This window comes from Luteimonas sp. MC1895 (assembly GCF_016457215.1).
In the GTDB taxonomy this organism is placed as follows: Bacteria; Pseudomonadota; Gammaproteobacteria; order Xanthomonadales; family Xanthomonadaceae; genus Luteimonas.
In genome coordinates this window covers 464,546-481,721 of sequence record NZ_JAEMDY010000002.1, presented here as the reverse complement: position 1 = coordinate 481,721, position 17,176 = coordinate 464,546, and the positions used below count along the sequence as shown (strand labels likewise).

The 17,176-nt window shown below is 69.2% G+C and carries 15 protein-coding genes; 5 read left to right on the top strand and 10 right to left on the bottom strand.

Features of this window, described 5'->3' with window-relative positions; translation table 11 throughout:
* Positions 1 to 167: 167 nt before the first annotated feature.
* The gene (locus tag JG616_RS07810; protein WP_199392209.1) at positions 168 to 935 is read left to right on the top strand and encodes a pyridoxine 5'-phosphate synthase; all 768 of its coding nucleotides are present in this window, start codon (positions 168 to 170) and stop codon (positions 933 to 935) included.
* A gap of 597 nt (positions 936 to 1,532) precedes the next feature.
* Here the strand turns inward: JG616_RS07810 and JG616_RS07805 are convergent.
* The 10 genes from JG616_RS07805 to dnaA all read right to left on the bottom strand — a co-directional run bounded on the left by JG616_RS07805 (position 1,533) and on the right by dnaA (position 13,130).
* The gene (locus JG616_RS07805) at positions 1,533 to 1,946 is read right to left on the bottom strand and encodes a biopolymer transporter ExbD (RefSeq protein WP_199362624.1); all 414 of its coding nucleotides are present in this window, start codon (positions 1,944 to 1,946) and stop codon (positions 1,533 to 1,535) included.
* Positions 1,947 to 1,961: 15 nt separating this feature from the next.
* Entirely contained in the window at positions 1,962 to 2,387 is a 426-nt protein-coding gene (locus JG616_RS07800) for a biopolymer transporter ExbD (RefSeq protein ID WP_199362623.1), read from the bottom strand.
* A 31-nt stretch (positions 2,388 to 2,418) separates the two neighbouring features.
* Positions 2,419 to 3,165 carry a MotA/TolQ/ExbB proton channel family protein gene (locus JG616_RS07795; RefSeq protein ID WP_199362622.1) on the bottom strand — a complete coding sequence of 249 codons (747 nt, stop codon included), beginning with the start codon at positions 3,163 to 3,165 and terminating at the stop codon, positions 2,419 to 2,421.
* A gap of 93 nt (positions 3,166 to 3,258) precedes the next feature.
* Positions 3,259 to 3,924, bottom strand: a complete 666-nt coding sequence (locus tag JG616_RS07790) for an energy transducer TonB (protein WP_199362621.1) — start codon at positions 3,922 to 3,924, stop codon at positions 3,259 to 3,261.
* A gap of 144 nt (positions 3,925 to 4,068) precedes the next feature.
* Positions 4,069 to 5,274 carry a tetratricopeptide repeat protein gene (locus tag JG616_RS07785; protein WP_199392208.1) on the bottom strand — a complete coding sequence of 402 codons (1,206 nt, stop codon included), beginning with the start codon at positions 5,272 to 5,274 and terminating at the stop codon, positions 4,069 to 4,071.
* Positions 5,275 to 5,383: 109 nt separating this feature from the next.
* Positions 5,384 to 6,199: a M48 family metallopeptidase gene (locus JG616_RS07780; protein ID WP_199362619.1), complete on the bottom strand. Its 816-nt coding sequence runs from the start codon at positions 6,197 to 6,199 to the stop codon at positions 5,384 to 5,386.
* 68 nt (positions 6,200 to 6,267) lie between these two features.
* Positions 6,268 to 8,721: a DNA topoisomerase (ATP-hydrolyzing) subunit B gene (gyrB, locus tag JG616_RS07775; protein ID WP_199362618.1), complete on the bottom strand. Its 2,454-nt coding sequence runs from the start codon at positions 8,719 to 8,721 to the stop codon at positions 6,268 to 6,270.
* Positions 8,722 to 9,274: 553 nt separating this feature from the next.
* Complete coding sequence (gene recF / locus JG616_RS07770) at positions 9,275 to 10,339, bottom strand: DNA replication/repair protein RecF (protein WP_235973056.1); 1,065 nt, start codon at positions 10,337 to 10,339, stop codon at positions 9,275 to 9,277.
* An 88-nt stretch (positions 10,340 to 10,427) separates the two neighbouring features.
* A complete protein-coding gene (gene dnaN / locus JG616_RS07765; protein ID WP_199392206.1) occupies positions 10,428 to 11,528 on the bottom strand; it encodes a DNA polymerase III subunit beta in 1,101 nt (366 codons plus the stop codon).
* A gap of 267 nt (positions 11,529 to 11,795) precedes the next feature.
* Positions 11,796 to 13,130 carry a chromosomal replication initiator protein DnaA gene (dnaA, locus tag JG616_RS07760; RefSeq protein ID WP_199362615.1) on the bottom strand — a complete coding sequence of 445 codons (1,335 nt, stop codon included), beginning with the start codon at positions 13,128 to 13,130 and terminating at the stop codon, positions 11,796 to 11,798.
* Positions 13,131 to 13,349: 219 nt separating this feature from the next.
* Here dnaA and rpmH point away from each other — a divergent pair, with 219 nt between their 5' ends.
* Genes rpmH through mnmE form a run of 4 tightly spaced genes read left to right on the top strand, consistent with a single transcriptional unit; the run spans position 13,350 to position 17,117 of the window.
* Positions 13,350 to 13,490 (top strand): 50S ribosomal protein L34, encoded by a 141-nt coding sequence (rpmH, locus tag JG616_RS07755; protein ID WP_027083663.1) that lies wholly within the window; start codon positions 13,350 to 13,352, stop codon positions 13,488 to 13,490.
* Positions 13,491 to 13,540: 50 nt separating this feature from the next.
* Positions 13,541 to 13,957: a ribonuclease P protein component gene (rnpA, locus tag JG616_RS07750; protein WP_199362614.1), complete on the top strand. Its 417-nt coding sequence runs from the start codon at positions 13,541 to 13,543 to the stop codon at positions 13,955 to 13,957.
* Positions 13,958 to 13,970: 13 nt separating this feature from the next.
* Positions 13,971 to 15,743, top strand: coding sequence for a membrane protein insertase YidC (gene yidC / locus JG616_RS07745; RefSeq protein ID WP_199392205.1), 1,773 nt, complete (start codon positions 13,971 to 13,973; stop codon positions 15,741 to 15,743).
* A gap of 30 nt (positions 15,744 to 15,773) precedes the next feature.
* Entirely contained in the window at positions 15,774 to 17,117 is a 1,344-nt protein-coding gene (gene mnmE / locus JG616_RS07740; RefSeq protein ID WP_199362612.1) for a tRNA uridine-5-carboxymethylaminomethyl(34) synthesis GTPase MnmE, read from the top strand.
* The last annotated feature ends 59 nt before the right edge of the window (positions 17,118 to 17,176 follow it).

Sequence of the window (17,176 nt, the reverse complement as noted above, 5' to 3'; positions counted from 1 at the left end):
CGGGGCGGGCGCCCATGTCGCTCCGCAATCGGTGGACGTCTCCCAGGGCTGAGCCGCGTTGCGCGCTGCGATCCAGCCCCGATCCGGCGTTCACCGGACTCCCGTCTGCTTCCAGCCCTTCGTACGGGCCGGGCTCGAACGGCCCGAGCGGCGTATCCTCCCGCGTCATGACCCGCCTCAGCGTCAACCTCAACAAGGTCGCCGTGCTGCGCAACTCGCGCGGCGGCGCCGAACCGGACGTGCTGCGCGCCGCGCGCACCTGCCTGGATGCCGGCGCCCACGGCCTCACCCTGCATCCACGCCCGGACGCGCGCCATGCCCGTGCCGACGACGTCATGGCGCTCGCCGCCCTGGCGACGGCACGCGGCGTCGAGCTCAACCTCGAAGGCAACCCGTTCGCCGCTCCGCGCCCGGGCTATCCCGGCTTCATCGCCCTCTGTCGCGAAGCGCGCCCGGCGCAGGCGACCCTGGTTCCGGATGACGACGGCCAGATCACCTCGGACCACGGCTTCGACTTCGCCCGCGACCGTGAACGCCTGGCGCCGCTGATCACCGAGCTGCGCGGCTTCGGCTGCCGCGTGAGCCTGTTCGCCGACGCCGGCAGCGCCGTCGAGTCCGCGGCCGAAGCCGGCGCGGACCGCATCGAGATCTATACCGGCCCCTTCGCCGAGGCCCACGCCGCCGGCACCCCGGACGACGCCCTCGCCGCCTGCGCCGACACCGCGCGCCGTGCCAGTGCCGCCGGCCTGGGCGTCAACGCCGGCCACGACCTCAGCCAGGCCAACCTGCGCGACTTCGTGGCCGCCGTCCCCGGCGTCGAAGAAGTCTCCATCGGCCACGCCCTGATCAGCGAAGCCCTCTACGAAGGTCTCGACACCACCATCCGCCGCTACCTCACCCTCCTCCACCCCCTCCGCCCTCTCCGCGCCCTGTAGGAGCGGCTACAGCCGCGATGGCGAAGGACCTTTTTGCCACGGATTTACGCAGATCAAAGCGGATTGACACGGATAGAGCAGGGGTCACTCGGGATACAGAGGGTGACGGAAACGCCGCATTCCGCGACACGAGCGATGTGGCGGTACAGGGCGCGCCGAAACCCAGGGGATGCGGAACCACGGAGGCCCGCCCCTCGGGAATGTCCAAGCGATGGCCAACCCCCCAAACGCATCCGAAAGAGACTGGCTGCAGCGCCGCCCATTGGCCCTTGCCTGAAGCAGATCCGCGTAATCCGCGTAATCCGCGTAAATCCGTGGCAAAAGCTCTTCCCTTTATCCAGACAGGCGACTGCAGCCCCGTCCGATCTCGCCCTTTCCAACTCTCCTGCGTCGGCTCTATCCGTGTCAATCCGCTTTGATCTGCGTAAATCCGTGGCAAAAACAGGCCCTTCGCCATCGCGGCTGTAGCCGCTCCTACAGGGGCGTGCTCCCCCGATCGACGGGCACAAAAAAAAGCCGCCCCTGGGGGCGGCGCAAGAAAGCAAGCGTGTTGTTCCTCCCGGCGCGCTGCAGGCGACGCCGGGAAGATCTTGCGGATCAGTTCCTGACGAAACCGATCTTCATCATCTGTGCGTTCTTCGCTTCGGCCAGCACCTTGGCCAGCACCCCGTAGTCGGCATCGGCGTTGACGTCGATCTCGAGCGTGGGCTGGTTGTTCGGATCGCGCTGGACCTCGCTTTCCATCATGTTGCGCAGCGCCGACATCGGCGCCGGGCTGTCGTTCCAGAAGACCTGGCCGCCGGCATCGATGCGCAGGCGGATCGGCTCCGGAGGATCCACCGGGTTCACCGGTGGATTCGTCGAGCGCTGCGGCAGGTCGATGTCGATCGGATACGACAGCTGTGGGGCGGTGACCATGAAGATGATGAGCAGCACCAGCATCACGTCGCAGAGCGGAATGATGTTGATGTCGGCCATCGGGCCGTCACCGGAATCGGAAGAAAAAGCCATGGTGCAAACTCCGGATCAGTTGCTCTCGCGGGTGGCGACGAAGCCGACCTTGCGCATGCCTTGCTGCTGCGCGACCTGGACGACTTCCTTGACCATCCCGTACTTCGTGGTCTTGTCGGCGCGGACGTTGACCGGCGGCTGCGGGGTCTTCTGCGCTTCGACCGCCAGCGAACTCTCCAGAAGCTGGAGCGTCACCGGCGAATCGTTGAGGAAGATCTCGCCGCTGTCGGTCACCGCGATGGTGATGGGCATCGCGGCCGGAGCCGAGTCCGGCCGCTCGTCCAGGTTGGCCTGCGGGAGCTCGACCTTGACCTTGTGGGCCATCAGCGGCGCCGTGACCATGAAGATGATCAGCAGCACCAGCATCACGTCGACCAGCGGCACGATATTGATCGTGGCGTTGACCTTGTCATGGCCTCTACCACTTGAACTGTAAGCCATGTCGGTTCTCCTCGGGCCTGTCCGTCTGCGCTTAGTGCTTCTGCTCGCCGACGCGCGAGCCGGTGGCGAAGAAGTCGTGCAGGTCGTGGGCGAAGGTGTCGAGCTTGTTGTTCACGCCGCGGTTCAGGCGGACGAAGAAGTTGTAGCCGAGCACCGCCGGGATCGCGACGCCGAGGCCGATCGCGGTCATGATCAGCGCCTCGCCGACCGGACCGGCAACCGCGCCGATGTCGGCCTGGCCGCTGGCGCCGATGCGGATCAGGGCGCGGTAGATGCCCCACACGGTGCCGAGCAGGCCGACGAACGGCGCGGTCGCACCGACGGTGGCGAGCACGGTCAGGCCGGCCTCGAGCTTCAGCGACTCGCGGGTCACGCCCTGGCGCAGCGCGCGGTCGACGAACTCGGAGCGGTTGAGCGACTCGACCAGGCGCGAACCTTCATGGCGCTGGTGGTGCGCGGCGGCCTGGGCGGCATCGAGCGCGACCTTGGAGAAGGGCTCGCTGCGACGCTCTTCTTCCATCGAACGGATCGCGTCCTGCGCGTTCTGGGTTTCCCAGAACGTGTTGATCACGCGGTCGGAGCTCCCGCGCAGGCGGGCGTGCTTGATGGCGTTGAAGATGATCCAGTAGATCGACATGGCCGACATGATCAGGAGGGTGATGAGCACCACCCAGCCGACCGCGTCCATGTGTTGGATCATGTCCGCGAAGCCCATCTGCTGGAGCGCTGCGGCGTTGCTGCCTCCAGCGGCGGGGACGTTAGTGGTTTCCTGCAGCATGACGCTTACCTTCTAGATGTTGGAATGTTGGAAAAGGGTGGAGCGGGCGGAGCGGTGGGGCAAAGCTTGCAGCGGATCGCTGTTGCGGACGCTTCAGAGGACGAAGTCCACCGGGACGCGGACGCGGCCGGCCACGGGGACGCCATCACGCACTTCCGGGTTGAAGCGCCAGCGGCGGGCGGCATCGATCGCGGCGCGGTCGAGGTCACGGTTGCGGCTGGACTTCTCGACCGACACGTTGGTCACGTTACCCGAAGCATCGACCTCGACCACTAGGACGACCTGGCCGGTGATGCCGGCGCGAAGGGCGGCCGGCGGGTACTTCGGCGGGTTCATGCTCTTGGACGACGGATCCACGCTGGCGCCGATGCTCGGGGCCGGGGCCGGGGGAGCAGGCGGGGCCGGCGGCGGGGCCGGGGTGTCGATCGGCGACGGCTCGTCGAAGACCACCGGCGGATCCTCCGGCGGCGGCGGCAGCGGCGAGGGCTGCGGCGGCACCAGCTCGCGGATCGGCTGCGGCTCCGGCGGCTTTGGCGGCGGCGGCGGCGGCGGCGGGGGCGGCGGCGGCGGTTCGATGATCACCACGCGGGTGACCTGTTCCTCCTCCTGCGCGGCGCCGGGCGGATTGACCGGGGCGAGCAGGAGCAGGACGGCGGCGGCGTGGAAGGCCACCACCATGGTGAAACCGGCGATACGCGCCCAGTTGAGGCCCTCGTCCTGTTCGTTGTTCCGGTCAAGGGTCGTGGCGTGCTGCGTCATGCGGGGAACTCGAGTCTGGCCGGGCGGCGAGCGCCCCGAATGTTGTCTGGATCCGCGACCGTGTTCTGCGCGGGAATTTCCAAGCTTAACCCAATCGTGCAGCGCAGTACCACCGCACGAAAGGACATGTTTTGACCTGCCGTATCAGCGCGCAAGCAGCTTGCGCGCCTCTTCGGGATTGCTCAGGCCCTTGTCGAGGGCCTTCTGCGCCGCGGCCTTGGAGTCGGCCCCGCGGCCCTCGTTGGCCAGTGCCTTGGCCAGGTTGAGCCAGGTGCTGCCGTCATCGTCCAGCGGCGCGGCCTTGCCGTAGAACTCGATCGCCTTGTCGTACTGGTCGGTGAAGTAGTAGGCCTGGGCCAGCGAGGCATAGGTCCGGTAGTCGCCCTTGAGGATGCCCTTGTCGAGGCCCTCGTTGAGGACCGCGATGGCCTTGGCCTCGCCGCCCTCGGTGTTGAGGTAGAGCGCCGAGAGGTTGCTGTAGTCGCGATCCTCGCTGAGCTCGCCGGCCTGGCGCAGGCGCTCGTAGACCTCGATCGCCCTGGCGTGGTCGTCGGCCTGGAGGTAGATGTTGGCGAGGTTGAGCTGGGCGCGCTTGTCGCCGGGCACCTGCGCGGCGACCTGTTCGGCCAGGGCCGTGGCTTCGCCGGGGCGGCCGGCGTCGGCGTAGGAGGCCATCAGCAGCTGGGTCCAGTCCGGACGCGCGTCCGGATTGCCCTTGACGACCGGTTCGAGCGCGGCGATCGCCTCGTCGAAGCGCTCCAGGCGGTACAGGGCGTTGCCGCGCATCACGTGCACGTCCGCCTTCTCGGTGCGGGTCTCGGAGACCAGGCGATCGAGGGTGGCCAGCGCGCCGGTGTAGTCGTCCTCCACCAGCTGGATCTGCGCGATCGCCAGCATGGTGCCGTAGTGCTCGTTGTTGCCCAGGCCGTCGAGCTGGATCGCCTGCTGGAGCAGGTCGGCGGCGCGCGCGTTGTCCTCGTTGATCAGGAGGTCGGCCAGCAGGCGCAGGCTGATCGCGCGCTCGTAGGCATTGGCCTTGTCGTTGTCGAGGATCACCTTGGCCGCGGCTTCGGTCGCGGCCAGGTCACCAGCCTGCTGCGCTTCGGACAGTTTGTTGATCTGCGGGCCGATGCGCGGGGTCGCGCGCAGCCCGGGATCCTTGCGGGTGGCCGCGGGATATTCGTTCACCACGTCGGCCTTCGGCGCGGACGCTTCCTGCTGCTGGCGCGAGGAGCTACGGCGCTCGGAGGCGCCGCGGGCCTGCGCGAACGCATCGGCGGCGGTGCCCAGGGCGAGCACGGCGGCCATCGCGGCAACCAGGTAATGGCGTTGGGGATTCGAAGCGGACATGGGGACCTCTCGGGTGCGGTGCACGGGGGCCGCGTGTGCACGGGGGGTGCCAAAACTAACAGAACGGGAACCGCCGGCGCGACCGCACCATTGGCACATGCCTAACGCGTCAGCCGCAGGCAGGGCGACGGCCGCCGGCGCGGGCCTGCTCGTAGGTCGGGACCAGCGCCGCGGCCCGGGACTGGAGCTCGCCGATGCGCGCGGCGGGGTCCGGATGGGTCGACAGCCACTGCGGCGAACGCGCGCCACCGCTGGCGGCGATCATGTTCTGCCACAGGTTGACCGCCTCGCGGGGGTCGAAGCCGGCGGCCGCCATCAGGCGCTGTCCGACCACGTCCGCCTCGCTCTCCTGCACGCGCGAGCCCGGCAGCAGGAACGCCGTCTGCAGCGCCGCGCCGCCCAGCTGGTTGGTGGTCTGGGTGGCGCCCTCGCCGTAGCGCGAGCCCACCAGGGCGCCAACCACGCCCAGCGCGCCCTGTGCGCCCATCTGGCGGGTGATGCGTTCGTCGTGGTGCTTCTCGACCACGTGGCCGACCTCGTGGGCGATGACCGCCGCCAGCTGGTCCTGGTTGCGGGCCACGCCGAGGATGCCGGTGTAGACGCCGACCTTGCCGCCCGGCAGCGCGAAGGCGTTGGGGTTGTCGTCGACGAACACCGCGGTTTCCCAGGCGATCCGCCGCTGGTCGGCGGGCAGCTGGGCGACGATCGCGTTGACCACGCAGCTCACGTAGCGCTTCTGGCCCGCGTCGCCGGTCTGGCGCATCTGCGTCTTCTGCTCGGTGAAGGCCTGCGCCCCCATCTGGTCGAGCTGCTCCTGGGACACCGCCCCGACGTACTGGGTGCGCCCGGTGGACGAGGTGGTGGTGGCACAGGCCGCGACCGCCAGGGTGGCGGCGACGGCGGCGGCAATCGGGAGGGTCTTCATCGTGACGTCCTGGATGGGCTCTGGACGTTGTAGGCCCCGCGAGCTGAAGGCGGCGTCAACCGCCCTGTTCAGACGTCAAGATTCGACACCCGCAGCGCGTTGTCCTCGATGAAGGCCCGTCGCGGCTCGACCACGTCACCCATGAGGGTGCTGAAGATCTGGTCGGCACCCACGGCGTCCTCGATCGTCACCTGCAGCAGGCGGCGCGTCTCCGGATTCACCGTGGTGTCCCACAGCTGCTCGGGGTTCATTTCGCCCAGGCCCTTGAAGCGCTGGATCTGGCGGCCCTTCTTGGCCTCCTCGAGCAGCCAGGCCTGGGCCTGGGAGAAGCTGGAGATGGCCTGTGCACGGTTGCCGCGGATGATCTGGGCGCCTTCGCGCACCAGGCCGCTCAGCAGCGCCGCGGCGTCACGCAGCGCACGCAGTTCGCCGCCCTCGAAAGCCGAGAACGGCAGCACCTGGACCGCATCCACGCCCATGTGGCGGCGCTTGACCACCAGCGCCGGCCCCACGCCCTCGGTGGCCGGCTGGAACTCCAGCGCATAGCGCGGCTTGCCCAGGCCGGATTCGTTCAGGCGCTTTTCCAGCAGGTCGAGCTCGTGGCGCTCGTCGACGTTGCGGGTCAGCGCATCGGCATCCAGCGGCGTGAAGTCGACCAGCGCGCCCAGCAGCTCCGGATCGTAGCGCCAGGCGTTGCGGGCGATGGTGTCGCGCGCCGCGGCGTACGCCAGCAGCAGCCGCTCCAGGCCCTCGCCGGTGATCGGCGGCTCGCCGCTGGCGGGCACCAGCGAGGCGCCCTCGACCGCGTTGCCGGCCAGGTAGGCGTCGAGCGCCGCGTCGTCCTTCAGGTACAGCTCGGTCTTGCCCTGCTTGATCTTGTACAGCGGCGGCAGGCCGATATAGATGTGGCCGCGCTCGATCAGCTCCGGCATCTGCCGGTAGAAGAAGGTCAGCAGCAGGGTGCGGATATGGGCGCCGTCGACGTCGGCGTCGGTCATGATGATGATGCGGTGGTAGCGCAGCTTGTCCGGGTTGTACTCGTCCTTGCCGATGCCCGTGCCCAGCGCGGTGATCAGCGTGCCGACTTCGGCCGAGCCCAGCATGCGGTCGAAGCGCGCGCGCTCGACATTGAGGATCTTGCCCCTGAGCGGCAGCACCGCCTGGTTCTTGCGGTTGCGGCCCTGCTTGGCCGAGCCGCCGGCCGAGTCACCCTCGACGATGAACAGTTCCGACAGCGCCGGATCCTTCTCCTGGCAGTCGGCGAGCTTGCCGGGCAGGCCGGCGATGTCCAGCGCGCCCTTGCGACGCGTGAGGTCGCGGGCCTTGCGCGCGGCCTCGCGGGCGCGCGCGGCGTCGACGATCTTGCCGGCGATCGCCTTGGCCTCGCTCGGGTTCTCCTGCAGGAACTCCTGCAGCTTGGCGCCGAAGGTGTGCTCCACCACCGGGCGCACGTCCGAACTGACCAGCTTTTCCTTGGTCTGCGAGGAGAAGCTCGGGTCCGGCACCTTCACCGACAGCACCGCGATCATGCCTTCGCGCATGTCGTCGCCCGACAGGCTGACCTTGGCCTGCCTGGCAACGCCGTTCTGCTCGATGTAGTTGGTGAGCGTGCGCGTGAGCGCCGCGCGGAAGCCCTGCAGGTGGGTACCGCCGTCCTTCTGCGGGATGTTGTTGGTGAAGCAGAACATGGTCTCCTGGTAGGAGTCCGTCCACTGCAGCGCCACCTCGACGGTGATCCCGTTCTCCTCGCCCGACACCGCGATGACCTTGGGGTGCAGGGGCGTCTTCAGCTGCGCCAGGTGCTCGACGAAGGAGCGGATGCCGCCCTCGTACTCGAACACGTCGCGACGCGCCTCGCCGCGCTCGTCGGCCAGCGTGATCTTGACCCCGGAGTTGAGGAAGGACAGCTCGCGCAGGCGGCGCGCCAGGATCTCGTAGTGGAACTCGACGTCGCTGAAGATCCCGGTGGCGGGCTTGAAGCGCAGCGTGGTGCCGCGGCGCGTGCCGGCCGGGCCCACGGCCTTGAGCGGGTACAGCGGCTCGCCCAGCGCGTATTCCTGCTGGTGGTGTTCGCCGTCGCGCCAGATGTCGAGCCACAGGTGCTCGCTCAGCGCGTTGACCACCGACACGCCGACGCCGTGCAGGCCGCCGGAGACCTTGTAGCTGTTGTCATCGAATTTTCCGCCGGCGTGCAGCACGGTGAGGATGACCTCGGCGGCCGAGACGTTCTCTTCCTTGTGGATGTCGACCGGGATGCCGCGACCGTTGTCCGACACCGAGACCGAGCCGTCCTCGTGGATGATCACCGAGATGTCGTCGGCGTGGCCGGCCAGCGCCTCGTCGATCGAGTTGTCCACGACCTCGAACACCATGTGGTGCAGGCCGGTGCCGTCATGCACGTCGCCGATGTACATGCCGGGACGCTTGCGGACGGCCTCGAGGCCGCGCAGGACGGTGATCTTGCTGGAATCGTAGCCGGTGTTGGCGGCGGTCTCGGGGGTGCTGCCGTGGTCTTCGGTCATCGAGGTGCTTCTGGCCGTGGAAACGCCCGGCAATGGCCGGCGCACGGGGGCCGCGCGCGACACATTACTTATAGGGCTTGAGACGGCGATTATAGCATTTCGGGGCCGTTGGCAAGGGGTTTGGCGGGGCAGGCGCCGATGGGGCTGGGCGCGGGCATCGCGGGGGCATCAGCCAGGAATCAGCGTGCGGCTTTGAAGACAAGCTGCGGCAGCGCGACGCGCTTGATGCTGACGAGTCGAATCCCGCAGATTGGCTCAGTGTGGCCACGACAGGACGGCAGGATCAATGCGGAGGCCCTGAACACTCCGGAGCCGCAACGGCCTGGGGTTGGATACTTTGCATCTGCTCCACACGTTTCACGTGGAACACCCCGCCTGCCTCGAGGCGCCAGCCTGCCTCGGGCGAATTCCGCGATGATGCCGAGAGGCAATAAAAAAGGAGGGCGGCACGCTGACGCCGCAAACCGATGGCAGGTATCGACAGGGACATCCGTTCGTCAGGGGCGGCGTGGACAGGTGGATGGAGACCCAGGCGAGACCAGACTGAACCGCTCTAAGGCTGTGAGGGCACCACAGCACCTTGTTTCACGTGAAACAGGCGCGATCCCACACTCCCTTGGAGCTGATCCGTCCCGGTCACAAACGCCTGCGCCGGCGTGCCGCCAAGAAACGCCAACACGCGCGTCCGATGCTCCGCATCCAGCTCCGAGGCGAGGTCGTCCAGGGCGATCACCGGCCAGTCGCCGCGCTCTTCCGCACAATCCGTCGCCTGCGCGAACAGGCAGGACAGCGCCGCCAGCTTCGCCTGCCCACGCGACAGGGCCTCGCCGTCCTGCTTCCCATCAAGCCGAAGGCGCCAGTGGGCCCGGTGTGGGCCCACGCTGGTATGCCCGATCATCCGGTCCCGCTCCCGTGCCACGGCCAGGGCGTCCGCCAGAGACAGGTTCGACTGCCGCCAGCCCGGTTCGAAGTCCAGCTGGGGGCGCCCGAGCGACGGCGCCAGGGCCTGCGAGACCGTCTCCAGACGCTCCTGCAGCCGGTCAAGGTACAGGGCGCGCCGGCGCGTCAGCTCCTCGCCGGACGCCGCAAGCTCATGATCCCAGGCCGCGATCTGTCCGGCAGCGGCACCGGACTTCAGCAGCGCATTGCGCTGCTTCAATGCGCGAGAATACCGACGCCAGACCGGAAGAAACCCCTGTTCCACGTGGAACAGACCCCAGTCGACAAAGCGGCGTCGCGGTTCGCCCCCGCCGGACACCAGTGCGTGGCTTCCGGGTTCGAACGTGACCACCATGAAGGCTGCACACAGCTCCCCCAGATGACCGATCGCGCGCCCGTCGATCCGCGCCTCCCAGCTGGCGCCCGCGTGGCGCAGGCCCACCTTGTGGCTGGCTGCGTCCGCGTCGTCGCGCCATTCGGCGAATACCTCGACCGCGCTGGCTCCAGTCCGCACCAGGCCGTCGCGCACGCGGCCACGAAAGCTGCGCCCGTAGGCGAGCAGGTGCAGGCCCTCCAGCACGCTGGTCTTCCCGGCACCGTTGGGCCCGACCAGCACGTTGAGGCCCGGGCCCGGCTCAAGCGCCACCTCCACCAGGTTGCGCAGGTCCCTGAGCTGCAGCCGCGTCAGGCGCACACCCGCGCCCCCGGAAAAGCAGAACGCCCGGACCTGGCCGGGCGTTCCTGTTCCACGTGGAACCTGGCCGGGTTCACAGCCTCAGCGGCATCACGACATGGCGTGAACGCTCATTGGCCGCCTCGCGCACCAGCGCCGAGGAATTCGCGTCGCGCAGCGCCAGCACCACGGTCTCGTCGCGCAGGGCACCCAGGGCGTCGAGCAGGTAGTTCACGTTGAAGCCCACGGCCAGGCCGTCGACCAGGGTATCGGCCTCGATCTCTTCCTGCGCTTCTTCCTGCTCGGGGTTGTGGGCGCTGATCTTGAGCTGGCCCGGCGACACCTCGATGCGTACGCCGCGGTACTTCTCGTTCGACAGGATGGCCGCGCGCTGCAGGGCGGCGCGCAGGACCTCACGATCGACCTTGACCTCGCGGTCGGCGCCGATCGGAATCACCGCCTCGTAGTCCGGGAAGCGGCCGTCGATGAGCTTGCTGGTGAAGGTGACGTCGTCACGCTTCACGCGGATGTGGTTGCGGCCCATTTCCAGTTCCAGCACCCGGTCGCCGCCCTCCAGCAGGCGCTGCAGCTCGGTCACGCCCTTGCGCGGCACGATGATCTGGCGCTTGGCATGGGCGCCGCCCTCGAGCGCGGCCTCGCACAGCGCCAGGCGGTGGCCGTCGGTGGCCACGCAGCGCAGGCGATGTTCACCCAGGTCGAAGAGAAGGCCATTGAGGTAGTAGCGAACGTCCTGCTGGGCCATCGCGAACGCGGTGCGCTCGATCAGCTCCTTGAGCGCCGCCTCCGGCACCTCGACCCGCTCGGTGGCCTCGACCTCGTCGATCGACGGGAAGTCATTGGCGGGGAGGCTCGCCAGGGTGAAGCGGCTGCGGCCGGCCTGGACGGTGATCCGGTCACCGGACTGGCTCACCGTCACCTTGCTGCCGTCGGGCAGCGCCCGGACGATGTCGAACAGCTTGCGGGCCGGGATCGTGACCTCACCGTCCTGGGCGTCGTCAACCGCGCAGCGCGCCACCATCTCGACCTCGAGGTCGGTACCGGTCAGCGAAAGCTGGCCGTCCTTCACCAGGGCCAGCAGGTTTGCCAGCACCGGCAGCGTCTGCCGGCGTTCGACCACGTTGACGACCTGCGCCAACGGCTTCAGGAAGGCTTCTCGCTGCAGACTGAAACGCATGCCGGTGGTATCCCCTTGCCCTAGCTCTTGAATTGGATAAATACAAAAAACGGTGGTGGTGGTGTCCGGAAAATCAGTTGACAACCATCACAAACGATTGATTTTAAACGGTATTTCCTTCCGACAACCCCGTGGACAAGCCGGCTTCCAGCGGTGGGAGAACCTGTGGACAACTTCCGGTCCCCGATCGGGACGACGACTTGTCCACAGCTTGTCCCGGGTCCGTCCACCGGCTTTGCAGCCCCTGTTTCGACCCCACTGCCGGGCTCATTCGCTGAGCTTGCGGATGAGCTTGTCCCAGTCCTCGCGGAGCTTGCCGTCGGTCTGCGCCAGGGCGCGGATCTGCCGGCAGGCATGCAGGACCGTGGTGTGGTCCCGACCCGAGAAGGCGTCGCCGATTTCGGGCAGGCTGTGCTCGGTCAGTTCCTTGGCCAGCGCCATCGCCATCTGGCGCGGACGGGCCAGGGAACGGGTCCGCTTCTTGCCCAGCATGTCCTTGATCTGCAGACCATAGTAGTCTGCCACGGTCTTCTGGATATTGGGGATGCTGATCGCCGCCTGCTGGGCGCGCAGCAGGTCGCGCAGCGTCTCCTGGGCGAACTCGGTGGTGATCGCGCGGCCGGTGAAGTTGGCCTGGGCGGACAGCGTATTCAGCGCCCCCTCGAGGTCGCGCACGTTCGACGGCATCTTCTTGGCCAGCAGGAAGGCGACGTCCTCGGGGATGTGCACGCCGCGCTCGCGCGCCTTGGCCAGCACGATGGCCGCGCGGGTCTCGAAATCCGGCGGGTCGATGCCCACGGGCAGGCCCCAGGCCAGGCGCGACTTCAGGCGCGGCTCCAGGCCCTCCACTTCGCGCGGGAACCGGTCGCAGGTCATGATGATCTGCTGGCGGCCCTCGAACAGCGCGTTGAAGGTGTGGAAGAACTCCTCCTGCGTGCGGTCCTTGCCGGCGAAGAACTGGATGTCGTCGATCAGCAGCGCGTCGAGCTGCTGGAACTGGCGCTTGAACTGGTCCGCCGTGCGTTCCTGCAGCGCGCGGAAGAACGCGGTGTAGAAGTCGTTGGAGCGCATGTAAAGCACCCGCGCGCCGGGGTTGTTGCGGCGCATCTCGTTGCCGGCCGCGAACATCAGGTGGGTCTTGCCCAGCCCGGTGCCGCCGTACAGCAGCAGCGGGTTGTGCGCCCGGTCACCGGGCTTCTGCGCCGCCTGCCAGGCCGCCGCGCGACCCAGCTGGTTGCTGCGCCCTTCGACGAAGTTCTCGAAGGTGTAATGCGGATCGAGGTTGCCGTGGAACGCCGCCGCGCTCGCGGTCGCCGAGGCGGCATTGGCCGCGGCGGTCGCGGTCACGCGCTGCGGTGCCGGCGCCACGGGCATCGAACCGATTTCGAGCGAGACGTCGGCGCCGCCGCCGAAATGCCCCAGCAGTTCGCGGATGCGCGGCAGGTAGCGTTCCAGCACCGCATCGCGCACGAAGGCGTTGGGCGCGTAGAGCACGGTCGCATCCTCGCGGCGCGCGGCCTGCAGCGGCCTCAGCCAGGTGTGGACATCCTCGGCCGGGAGTTCGGCTTCCAGGCGTTCGAGGCAGCGGGGCCAGGCATCCATGTGGGAGTTCACATCACCGACAGCGAGACCGCCGCGCGTCGTGGCAGGCCACGTGTGGCGGAGGTGGAAAGGGGGAGGCCAGCCTATCACCGCGGTTCCCGGCCTGCTCGCGCGAACGCGCCCGGGCGGGCAGGGCGCGGAGCCCGGGTTTGACCCGGGCCGCCGTCGCGCACTAGAATCTCCGGTTCTTTCCTCCGCGTCACGCTCAGAGCAACCGCCATGGCCACCAAGCGCACCTACCAGCCCAGCAACCTCAAGCGCAAGCGCGACCACGGCTTCCGTGCCCGCATGGCGACCGCCGACGGCCGCAAGATCCTGGCCCGCCGCCGCGCCAAGGGTCGCAAGCGCCTCACCGCCTGATGACCGCGGGCGGCCTGCACTCCGGCCGCCCCGCCGCGTCCCACGTTCCGATGGACCGCCGCTTGCCGCGCCAGGCGCGCGTACGCGTGCGCGCGGATTTCGACCGCATCTTCGGCGAGGGCCGCCGCACCGGCACGCCCCTGCTCGCCCTGCACCTGCTCCGCGACGGCCAGCCGGCGCGGCTGGGCCTTGCCGTGTCGCGCAAGGTCGATCGCCGCGCGGTCGGCCGCAACCGCATCAAGCGCGCCCTGCGCGAGGAGTTCCGCGCGCTGCGCGACGTGCTGCCGCCGGCGGCCTATGTCGTGGTCGCGCGCCATGCCGCGGCGAGCGCCACCCGCGTCGCGCTGCGCATGGCCTTCCACGACGCCCTGCGCCGTGCCGGCGCGTTGCCCGCGCCCGACCCGGGCGTCACAATGCCCGCCGCTTCCCCCGTCCACGTCCCTGCGCCGCGCTCCAGCGGCGAATGAGCCTGCCTGCCCGATGAACCAGACCCGCACCTTCCTGATCTTCGCCTGGCTGATGGTGGCGACCCTGCTGTGGATGGAATGGGGCAAGGAGCAGCGCGAACCGTTGCCGGCCGCGGAGGCCACGAGCGCGACCGTGGCGCCCGGAGCGACGATCCCCGGCGCGCCCGCGGCCGTCCCCGGAACACCGGCCGTGCCCGGCGCGGTGCCCGACGCACCGCCCGCCGCGGCGCTGCCCGGCGTCAACGCGCAGGCGACCGCCACGCCGGACGCGCCCGGCCTGGTCGAGGTGCGCACCGATGTCCTCGACCTGGCCCTGCGTGGCGGCGCCGTCGCCCGCGCCGACCTGCTCGGCTTCCCGGAGACGCGCGACGAGGGCAGCGCGCCGGTGCGCATGTTCGACGACGCCCCCGCGCGCTTCTATGCCGCGCAGAGCGGCTGGGTAAGCTCGGCCAGCGCCGCGCCGAGCCACGAGTCCGGCTTCGTGCCGGAGTCGCCGGCGACGACGTACGCCCTGGCCGCCGATGCGGACACCCTCGAGGTGCCCTTCGTCTGGCACGGCCCGGATGGCGTCAGCATCCGCCGCAGCTACGTCTTCACCCGCGGCAGCTACGCCGTCGAGGTGCGCGACACCATCTACAACAAGAGCGACAGCGTCTGGCAGGGCCACGTCTATCGCCAGCTGGTGCGCCTGCCGCAGGTGCTGAAGACCGGCTGGACCAACCCCGAGTCCTTCAGCCTGTACGGCGCGACCTGGTTCAGCCCCGGCCAGGGATACGAGCGCGTGCGCTACGCCGACTTCGCCGACGAGGGCGCGGTCAACGCCCGCCAGTCCGGCGGCTGGCTGGCCATGCTCCAGCACCACTTCTTCAGCGCCTGGATCCCCGGCGCGAGCGACGAGGTCACGATCTCGCTGCACACCGTGCCCGGCCCCTCCGGCGGCATGCACCACCTGATCCGCGAAGTGGGACCCGGCCTGGCCGTCGCCCCCGGCGAGCAGGCCACCAGCAGCGCGCGCCTGTGGGTGGGCCCGAAGCTGGTCGGCCAGATCAAGGCCCAGCAGGTCCCGGGCCTCGACCGCGCGGTCGACTACAGCCGCTTTTCGGTGTTCGCGGTCCTCGGCGAAGGCCTGTTCTGGATCCTCGACAAGCTCCACGGCCTGTTCCAGAACTGGGGCTGGTCGATCATCGGCCTGGTGCTGGTGGTCAAGGCCATCCTGTACCCGCTGTCCAAGGCGCAGTACCAGTCGATGGCGAAGATGCGCAAGTTCCAGCCGCGCATCCAGCAGCTCAAGGAGCGTTACGGCGACGACAAGCAGAAGTTCCAGGTCGCCATGATGGAGCTGTACAAGAAGGAGAAGATCAATCCCGTCGGCGGCTGCCTGCCGGTGCTGCTGCAGATGCCGATCTGGCTGGCGCTGTACTGGGTGCTGCTGGAGTCGGTGGAGCTGCGCCACGCGCCCTGGATCGGCTGGATCCAGGACCTGACCGCGCGCGATCCGTGGTTCATCCTGCCGGTGCTCAACATCGCCGTGATGTGGGCGACCCAGAAGCTGTCGCCGATGGTCGGCATGGATCCGATGCAGCAGAAGATGATGCAGCTGATGCCGCTCATCTTCGGCGTCTTCATGATCTTCTTCCCGTCGGGCCTGGTGCTGTACTGGGTCACCAACGGCGCGCTGGGCCTGCTGCAGCAGTGGTGGCTGATCCGCAAGTACGCCGACACGACCGGCAGCAGCGACAAGCCGGACGCCGGCGGCAAGCCTGCGAAGGCCATTGCCAGGGACTGAAGCCGGGCGGCCCGCTCGCCGGCTGCCGCGATGACCCGCGCCGCCACCGAGACCATCGCCGCCGTGGCCACCGCGCCCGGCAGCGGTGGCGTCGGCATCGTCCGGCTGTCGGGTCCCGACGCGCTTGCGATCGCGCGCGTGCTCTGCGCGCGTGATGCCCTCACGCCGCGGCATGCGCACCATGTGCGATTCCTCGACGCTGCGGGCGACGCCCTCGACGACGGCATCGCCCTGTTGTTCCAGGCGCCGGCCAGCTACACCGGCGAAGACGTCGTGGAGCTGCAGGCACACGGCAACCCGGTGCTGCTGCAGGCGATCGTCGCGCGCTGCTGCGCGCTGGGCGCGCGCCTGGCGAGGCCGGGTGAATTCACCGAGCGCGCCTTCCTCAACGGTCGCCTGGACCTGGCCCAGGCCGAGGCCGTGGCCGACCTCATCGCCGCGGGCGACCTGACCGCCGCGCGGGCGGCCCGGCGTTCGCTCGATGGCCGCTTCTCGCGTCGCGTCGAGGCCATCGCCGCCGAGCTGCTGGCGATCCGCGTGCACGCCGAGGCCGCCATCGATTTCGCCGACGAGCCGCTCGAGACCCTCGGCGGCGCGCAGCTCGCGGCACGGCTGCAGCGCGCGCGCGCCGCCCTCGAGGCGCTGCTCGGTGACGCCAAACGCGGCCGCCGGCTGCGCGACGGCCTGCACGCCGTGATCGTCGGTCCGCCCAACGCGGGCAAGAGTTCGCTGCTCAACGCGCTGGCCGGCAGCGAGCGCGCCATCGTCACCGACGTCGCCGGCACCACGCGCGACCTGCTGCGCGAGACCGTGCACGTCGACGGTGCGGAACTGGTGCTGGTGGACACCGCCGGACTGCGCGAGGAAGGCGACGCCATCGAGCGCGAAGGCATGCGTCGCGCGCGCCAGGAGCTCGGGAAGGCCGGACTCGCCATCGCCGTGGTCGATGCGCGTGATCCCGACGCCGGTCGCGCCGCCGTGGCCGCCGACGTGGATGGCGTCCCGCAGGTGCTGTGGCTGCACAACAAGGCCGACCTGCTGGCCGCGCACGCGCCGGCGCCGCCGCCAGGCGAGCTGCGCGTCTCCGCGACGACCGGGCAGGGCATGGATGCGCTGCACGCGCGCCTGCGCACGCTGGTCATGGGCGACGCCGCGGGCGACGGCGAGTTCACCGCGCGCGCGCGCCACGTGGACGCGCTGCGGCGCGCCGCCCTTGCCCTGGACGACGCGGCGCACGCGCTGGAGGTCGAGGCGCTGGATCTGGCGGCCGAGTCGCTCCGTGACGCGCATCACGCTTTGGGCGATATCACCGGCCGGGTCGATGCCGATGCGCTGCTCGGCCACATCTTTTCCAGCTTCTGCATCGGAAAATAAGCGCCTGGACAACGTGACGGGTGTTGACAAACAGCGCCGCGTATCGCGTCCTAGGCACA

Bases quoted from the DNA above. Each gene is read 5' to 3' on its own strand.
- dnaA (WP_199362615.1), bottom strand. From the start codon at position 13,130: ATGGATGCCTGGCCCCGCTGCCTCGAACGCCTGGAAGCCGAACTCCCG.
- JG616_RS07810 (WP_199392209.1), top strand. From the start codon at position 168: ATGACCCGCCTCAGCGTCAACCTCAACAAGGTCGCCGTGCTGCGCAAC.
- JG616_RS07780 (WP_199362619.1), bottom strand. From the start codon at position 6,199: ATGAAGACCCTCCCGATTGCCGCCGCCGTCGCCGCCACCCTGGCGGTC.
- rpmH (WP_027083663.1), top strand. From the start codon at position 13,350: ATGGCCACCAAGCGCACCTACCAGCCCAGCAACCTCAAGCGCAAGCGC.
- JG616_RS07790 (WP_199362621.1), bottom strand. From the start codon at position 3,924: ATGACGCAGCACGCCACGACCCTTGACCGGAACAACGAACAGGACGAG.
- gyrB (WP_199362618.1), bottom strand. From the start codon at position 8,721: ATGACCGAAGACCACGGCAGCACCCCCGAGACCGCCGCCAACACCGGC.
- yidC (WP_199392205.1), top strand. From the start codon at position 13,971: ATGAACCAGACCCGCACCTTCCTGATCTTCGCCTGGCTGATGGTGGCG.
- JG616_RS07805 (WP_199362624.1), bottom strand. From the start codon at position 1,946: ATGGCTTTTTCTTCCGATTCCGGTGACGGCCCGATGGCCGACATCAAC.
- rnpA (WP_199362614.1), top strand. From the start codon at position 13,541: ATGGACCGCCGCTTGCCGCGCCAGGCGCGCGTACGCGTGCGCGCGGAT.
- dnaN (WP_199392206.1), bottom strand. From the start codon at position 11,528: ATGCGTTTCAGTCTGCAGCGAGAAGCCTTCCTGAAGCCGTTGGCGCAG.
- JG616_RS07795 (WP_199362622.1), bottom strand. From the start codon at position 3,165: ATGCTGCAGGAAACCACTAACGTCCCCGCCGCTGGAGGCAGCAACGCC.
- JG616_RS07785 (WP_199392208.1), bottom strand. From the start codon at position 5,274: ATGTCCGCTTCGAATCCCCAACGCCATTACCTGGTTGCCGCGATGGCC.
- JG616_RS07800 (WP_199362623.1), bottom strand. From the start codon at position 2,387: ATGGCTTACAGTTCAAGTGGTAGAGGCCATGACAAGGTCAACGCCACG.
- mnmE (WP_199362612.1), top strand. From the start codon at position 15,774: ATGACCCGCGCCGCCACCGAGACCATCGCCGCCGTGGCCACCGCGCCC.